Origin of the sequence: uncultured Amnibacterium sp., assembly GCF_964244015.1 — a bacterium.
Classification (GTDB): Bacteria; Actinomycetota; Actinomycetes; order Actinomycetales; family Microbacteriaceae; genus Amnibacterium.
This window is the reverse complement of the sequence record NZ_CAXTHO010000148.1, coordinates 1-6,184: the sequence shown is the minus strand read 5'-3', so window position 1 is coordinate 6,184 and position 6,184 is coordinate 1. Positions and strand designations below refer to the sequence as shown.

Genomic DNA, 6,184 nt, shown 5'->3' with positions numbered 1-6,184 from the left:
GCTGAGCACTTCGGCAGGCCGTGCGAGCTTCGGCAGGCCGGAACCGGCGCTCACAGCCTGCTGAAGCGCTCGCAGCCTGCCGAAGTGCTCCACCGGGTGCGCACGTCGCCCGCAGTACGGACCCGTCCGGAGGACGAATGATCGAGTCCACGAAGAACACGACCGTCAAGCGGGTCGCCCGCCTCAAGCAGCGACCCGAGCGCGAGGAGACCGGGCTCGCGCTGATGGAGGGGCCCCAGGTCGTCCGCGAGCTGATCACGCACGCGGCGACGACCGTCGAGGAGCTGTTCTTCACCTCCGACGGCTTCGAACGGCACCCCGAGCTCGCCGAGGCCGCAACCGCAGCGGGGATCGACGTCGAGTTCGTCACCGACGCCGTGCTGTCGGCCATGGCCGACACGCGAACGCCGCAGGGCGTCCTCGCCGTCGCGCACCAGACCCCGGTCCGCCTCCGCGAGGCGCTGCCGGAGGGGACCCGGCTCGTCGCGATCCTCGACGAGGTCCGCGATCCCGGCAACGCAGGCGCGGTGATCCGGGCCGCAGACGCCGCCGGCGCCGACGTCGTCATCCTGACCGGGTCCTCGGTCGACCCCTACAACCCGAAGGTCGTCCGGGCCACGACCGGTTCGCTGTTCCACCTGTCGATCGTCACGGGAGTCACGCTGGAGGCGGTCGCGAGCGAGGTCCGAGCGGCCGGGATCGCGCTGCTGGCCGCCGACATGCACGGCGACGCGCTGCCCGGGCTCCGCGATGCGCTCCTCGCACCGACCGCGTGGCTGTTCGGCAACGAGGCGCACGGCCTGTCCGACGCCGCGAGGAGGCTCGCCGACCGCACGGTGGCGGTGCCGATCTACGGCTCGGCCGAGTCCCTGAACCTCGCGACCGCCGCAGCGGTCTGCCTCTACGCCTCCGCCTTCGCCCAAAGGGCCTGACGACCCCTCGTCGAGTCGGGGTGATCGCCCCCGCGGGGAGTTGCGCGCCTGAGGGACAGTTGCCCGTGCGCGCCGGACCACACCTGTCCCTCAGCGACGCACGACCCTTCGGACGCTCGCACAGGTCCGCTCGTATTGGATTCGGCAGCTGATGTCGATTCCGCTCGTCCCCGTTCGACGTGTAAGCAGGGAGGCGCACGCGGCGCCCCACGACACGTCCGGGAGGACATCATGGCGAACACAGTGATCTCGAAGTACATGCTGATCATGCGGAACAGCGGTTCGGTGCAGTCGTTCGACGACATGGACTTCGACGCCGTGATCACGGCGATGGGGAAGTTCAACGAGGAGATGATCACCGCCGGCGTGCTCCTCGCCGGCGACGGGCTGTCGGACGCCGCCGAGGGTTCGGTCGTCGAGTTCACGGGCGAGGCGCCGATCGTCACCGACGGCCCCTATGGCGAGGCGCACGAGCTCTTCAACGGGTTCTGGACGATCCAGGCCGCGACGAAGGAGGAGGCGGTCGAGTGGGCGAAGCGCGCGCCGCTCACCCCGGGCAACAAGATCGAGGTGCGCCGCATCACCGACGAGAGCGACTTCGCCGACCACGCCGACAACGAGTACCTCCAGAAGGAGAAGGAGTGGCGCGCGAACGAGCACGCCTGACCCGGATCAGCACAGGCCGATGAGCACCGCCGATCGCGCGGTCGAGGCCGTCTGGCGCATCGAGAGCGCGCGCATCGTCGCGACCCTCGCACGCATGACGGGCGACCTCGGCCTCGCGGAGGACATGGCGCAGGAGGCGCTCGTCGAGGCGCTCGAGCAGTGGCCCGCGTCGGGCACGCCGAGGAATCCCGGCGCTTGGCTCACCGCCGTGGCGAAGCGCCGCACGATCGATAGCTGGCGGCGGCGAGAGCGCCTCGACGACCGCTACCGCATGTTCGCGCACGACCTCGCCGAGACCGCGGACGCCGACTGGGAGCCGATCCCCGACGATCTGCTGCGGCTCGTCTTCACCGCCTGCCATCCGGCGCTGTCCCGCGAGTCGCAGGCGGCGCTCACGCTGCGGGTCGTGAGCGGCTTGACCACGGAGGAGATCGCCCGACTGCTGCTGGTGCCGGTGCCGACCATCCAGGCGAGGATCTCCAGGGCGAAGAAGACGCTTGCGACGGCGCAGGTTCCGTTCGAGACACCGGATCCCGCCGAGTGGGCGCCCCGCCTCGGGGGCGTCCTCGGCGTCGTCTACCTCCTCTTCACCGAGGGATACGCCGCGACGAGCGGTCCGGAGTGGATGCGACCGGACGTCGCCGCCGAGGCGCTCAGGCTCGGGCGGGTGCTGGCCGGGCTGGTCCCGCGGGAGCCGGAGGTGCTCGGCCTGCTCGCGCTGATGGAGTTGCAGGCGTCGCGCTTCGGGGCCCGTCGCGGCCCGGACGGGGAACCGGTCCTGCTCGCGGACCAGGACCGGTCGCGGTGGGACCGCGCGCAGATCGGGCGCGGCCGGGCGGCCCTGATCCGTGCGGATGCCGCCGGCCGGGGGCGGGGCGCCTACGCCCTGCAGGCGGGGATCGCCGAGCAGCACGCGATCGCCCCCTCCATCGCCTCGACCGATTGGCGCGCGATCGTCGCGCTCTACGACGCGCTCGTCCGCCTCGCGCCGAACCCGGTGGTCGAGTTGAACCGCGCGATCGCGCTGTCGATGTCGGACGGCGCGGAGGCGGGGCTCGCTGCGGTGGACGCGCTCGCCGCCACGGGCGCGCTGACCGGGAGCCATCTGCTGCCGAGCGTCAGGGGCGAGCTGCTCGCACGCCTCGGCAGGACCGAGGAGGCGGCGGAGGCGCTCGTGGCGGCTGCGGCGCTGGCGACGAACGCCAGAACCCGCGCCGTGCTGCTGGCCAAGGCCGCACTGCGCTGAGCGGCGCATCGTCGCCGATCCGGAGATCCTGCGCGGCACCCCGTCCGGCGCGACGGAACCGCGGGGTGTCGTCGAATCACTCCGGATCGGCGAAGGGTCAGGCGGCCACCGGCTCCTTCGACACCGCGGCGGTGACGGCCGTGATCATGCGCCGCGAGTACATGGCCCAGAGCGGGGCGACGACGACCGCCATCAGCGAGCGACGGAGGGGACGCGGGGCGAACTCCCACGTCCAGCGCACGATCGAGCCGTCGCCGTCGGGGGAGACGGACCACTCGCCCCGCACACCGTGCACGAGCTTCCCGAACACGTCCGTGAACCCGAGCAGCTCGTACGCGAACCCGACGCCCGCGGTGTACTCGGTCATCGTCTCGGTCACGGAGCCACCATCGGCGAGCCGGTGCACGCGGGAGGCGCCGACGTGGTCCCACGACTCGTCGTCGACGCTCGTCACGGCCGGGAACATGCGCCACCCGACGAACATGTCCGGGATCGGATACGCGGCGATCCGGTCGAGCAGCGTTGCGGGAGGGAGGGGGCTGCGGGCGAACGCGGTCGCGGACGGCCCGACGTGGGGACGCGCGATCAGCATGCTGGGGGATTCGGAGACGCAGACCGCACGGATTGCACCTTGCCCGCGTATCGGGTGCACCGGGGATTTTCCGGCTCACGTACAGCACTTTCTCGGCGCAGCCGTCGACCTACACTCGTGGACCGTGTCCGACGCCATGCTCACGGAGGAATCGGTGTCCGCCGCGGTCGAGGCGGCGCTCGCCGCGATCGACGCCGCTGCCGGTACCGCGGCGCTGAAGGCCGCGCGCATCGCCCATACCGGTGAGGGGTCCGCGCTCGCCCGGCTGAACGCGGCGATCCGCGATCTGCCCCCTGCCGAGAAGCCGAGCGCCGGCAAGCTGATCGGCCAGGCGCGCGGCCGGGTCGGCGCGGCGATCGCGGCCCGCGAGGCGGTGCTGGCGGAGGGGGAGCGCGCCGCGCTGCTCGAGGCCGAGCGCGTGGACATGACCGCCGCTCCGGTGCGGAACCGGCCGGGCGCCCGGCATCCCCTGACCATCGTTCGGGAGACCGTCGAGGACGCGTTCGTCGCGATGGGCTGGGAGATCGCCGGCGGCCCCGAGCTCGAGCACGAGTGGTTCAACTTCGACGCGTTGAACATCGACCCCGACCACCCCGCGCGCAGCCCGCAGGACACGCTGTTCGTGGAGCCGATCGGCTCGCACCTCGTGATGCGCACCCAGACGTCGCCCGTGCAGGTGCGGTCCCTGATCGAGCGCGGCGCGCCGCTCTACGTGCTGGGTCCCGGCCGCGTCTACCGCACCGACGAGATCGACGCGACGCACCTGCCGGTCTTCAACCAGTTCGAGGGGCTGGCGATCGATCGGGGGCTCACGATGGCGCATCTTCGCGGGACGCTCGAGCACCTCGCGCGCCGGATGTTCGGCGAGGCCGCCCGCATCCGCCTCCGCCCGAACTTCTTCCCCTTCACCGAGCCGTCCGCCGAGATGGACGTCTGGCATCCGACCGCCAAGGGCGGCGCCAGATGGATCGAGTGGGGCGGCTGCGGCATGGTCCACCCGAACGTGCTGCGCGCGGCGGGGCTCGACCCGGAGGAGTTCCAGGGGTTCGCGTTCGGCCTCGGTATCGAGCGGACCCTCCAGTTCGCGGAGGGGCTCAGCGACATGCGGGACATGATCGAGGGCGACGTGCGCTTCGCGTCGCAGTGGGGACTGGTTGACCGCTCATGAGGATTCCGCTGTCCTGGCTCGCGGAGTTCGCGGACCTCCCGGTCGGCACGACGCCGGCGGCGCTGCACGCGGCGCTCGTGCGCGTCGGGTTCGAGGAGGAGACGGTCCACGGCGGCGAGCTCTCCGGCCCGGTCGTCGTCGGCGAGGTGCTCGGATTCACCCCCGAGCCGCAGAAGAACGGCAAGACGATCCGCTGGTGCTCGGTTCGCGTCGCGCCCGAGGGGCACCGCGCGGCCGACGGCGGGGAGGCGGTGCGCGGCATCGTCTGCGGAGCCGGGAACTTCCTCGAGGGCGACAAGGTCGTGGTCACGCTGCCGGGCGCGGTGCTGCCCGGGCCGTTCCCGATCGCCGCGCGGAAGACCTACGGGCACGTCTCCGACGGCATGATCGCGTCGTCGCGCGAGCTCGGGCTTTCCTACGAGGCCGCGTCCGACACGAGCGCCGGCATCCTGCGGCTCACCGAGATCGGGCTGGACCCGGAGGTGGGCACCGACGCGATCGCGCTGCTCGGCCTCGACGACGCCGCGGTCGAGATCAACGTGACGCCCGATCGCGGCTACGCGCTGTCGATCCGCGGCATCGCCCGCGAGTACGCCGCCTCGACCGGCGCCGCGTTCCGCGACCCGGCGCTCGCGGTGTCGCCGCCGGACACCGACGACGGCGTCGTACCGGTCGCCGTCGACGACGCGACACCGATCCGCGGCCGCGCGGGGTGCACGGTGTTCGTCACGCGAGTCGTGCGCGGCATCGATCCGGCGTCGCCGACCCCGCGGTGGATGGCGAGCCGGCTGCGGCTCGCGGGCGTCCGCTCGATCTCGCTCGCCGTCGACGTGACGAACTACGTGATGCTCGAGATCGGTCAGCCGCTGCACGGCTACGACCTCGCGGCGCTCGACGGCCCTTCGACGGGCTCAGGAGGGCCACGGCTCGGCGTCCGCCGGGCGAAGCCGGGCGAGACGCTGACGACGCTCGACGGGCAGCAGCGGGCGCTGGCCCCGGAGGACCTCGTGATCACCGACGGCAGCCGAGCGATCGGGCTGGCGGGCGTGATGGGCGGGGCGACGACCGAGATCTCGGCGACGACCACCGACGTCGTCATCGAGGCGGCGAACTTCGACCCGGTCTCGATCGGCCGCACCACGCGCCGCCACAAGCTGCCGTCCGAGGCCAGCCGGCGCTTCGAGCGCGGAGTCGACCCCGCCGTCGCGCGGGCCGCCGCGCAGCGTGCCGTCGACCTCCTCATCGAGCACGGCGGCGGCGTCGCCGATGCCGGCCAGACCTGGTTCGACATCGCCGAGCCGCCCGCCGCCGTGCTGCTGTCGCCGGGCGCCGTGCTGCGCCGAACGGGTGCCGAGGTGACGGCGGCGGAGACGGTCGCGGCGTTGGAGGCGATCGGCTGCACCGTCGCGGCGAGCGGGCAGGGCCTGCTCGTCCTCCCGCCCACCTGGCGTCGCGATCTGCTCGAGGCCGTCGACGTGATCGAGGAGGTCGTCCGCATCGTCGGGTACGACCGCATCCCCTCGATGCTGCCGGTCGCCCCTCCCGGGCGCGGGCTCACCCGCTCGCAACGGCTGCGCCGT

Annotated in this window: 6 protein-coding genes; 5 read left to right on the top strand and 1 reads right to left on the bottom strand. The window is 72.7% G+C overall.

Going from position 1 to position 6,184, the window contains the following annotated elements:
• The first annotated feature begins 137 nt into the window (after positions 1-137).
• The 3 genes from ACFE67_RS13465 (at position 138) to ACFE67_RS13455 (ending at position 2,844) form a co-directional block, all read left to right on the top strand.
• On the top strand, positions 138-932 hold the full coding sequence (locus ACFE67_RS13465) for a TrmH family RNA methyltransferase (RefSeq protein WP_375407388.1): 795 nt from the start codon (positions 138-140) through the stop codon (positions 930-932).
• A gap of 231 nt (positions 933-1,163) precedes the next feature.
• Positions 1,164-1,598, top strand: coding sequence for a YciI family protein (locus ACFE67_RS13460; protein WP_375407387.1), 435 nt, complete (start codon positions 1,164-1,166; stop codon positions 1,596-1,598).
• 19 nt (positions 1,599-1,617) lie between these two features.
• On the top strand, positions 1,618-2,844 hold the full coding sequence (locus ACFE67_RS13455) for an RNA polymerase sigma factor (protein ID WP_375407386.1): 1,227 nt from the start codon (positions 1,618-1,620) through the stop codon (positions 2,842-2,844).
• 97 nt (positions 2,845-2,941) lie between these two features.
• On the opposite strand, the gene ACFE67_RS13450 is transcribed toward ACFE67_RS13455, so the two are convergent.
• Positions 2,942-3,436, bottom strand: coding sequence for an SRPBCC family protein (locus ACFE67_RS13450; RefSeq protein ID WP_375407385.1), 495 nt, complete (start codon positions 3,434-3,436; stop codon positions 2,942-2,944).
• A gap of 124 nt (positions 3,437-3,560) precedes the next feature.
• On the opposite strand from ACFE67_RS13450, the gene pheS reads away from it, so the two are divergent.
• Positions 3,561-4,604, top strand: coding sequence for a phenylalanine--tRNA ligase subunit alpha (gene pheS, locus ACFE67_RS13445; protein WP_375407384.1), 1,044 nt, complete (start codon positions 3,561-3,563; stop codon positions 4,602-4,604).
• On the top strand, positions 4,601-6,184 hold a 1,584-nt coding region (locus ACFE67_RS13440; protein ID WP_375407383.1), incomplete at its 3' end, for a phenylalanine--tRNA ligase subunit beta. The genes pheS and ACFE67_RS13440, both read left to right, overlap by 4 nt.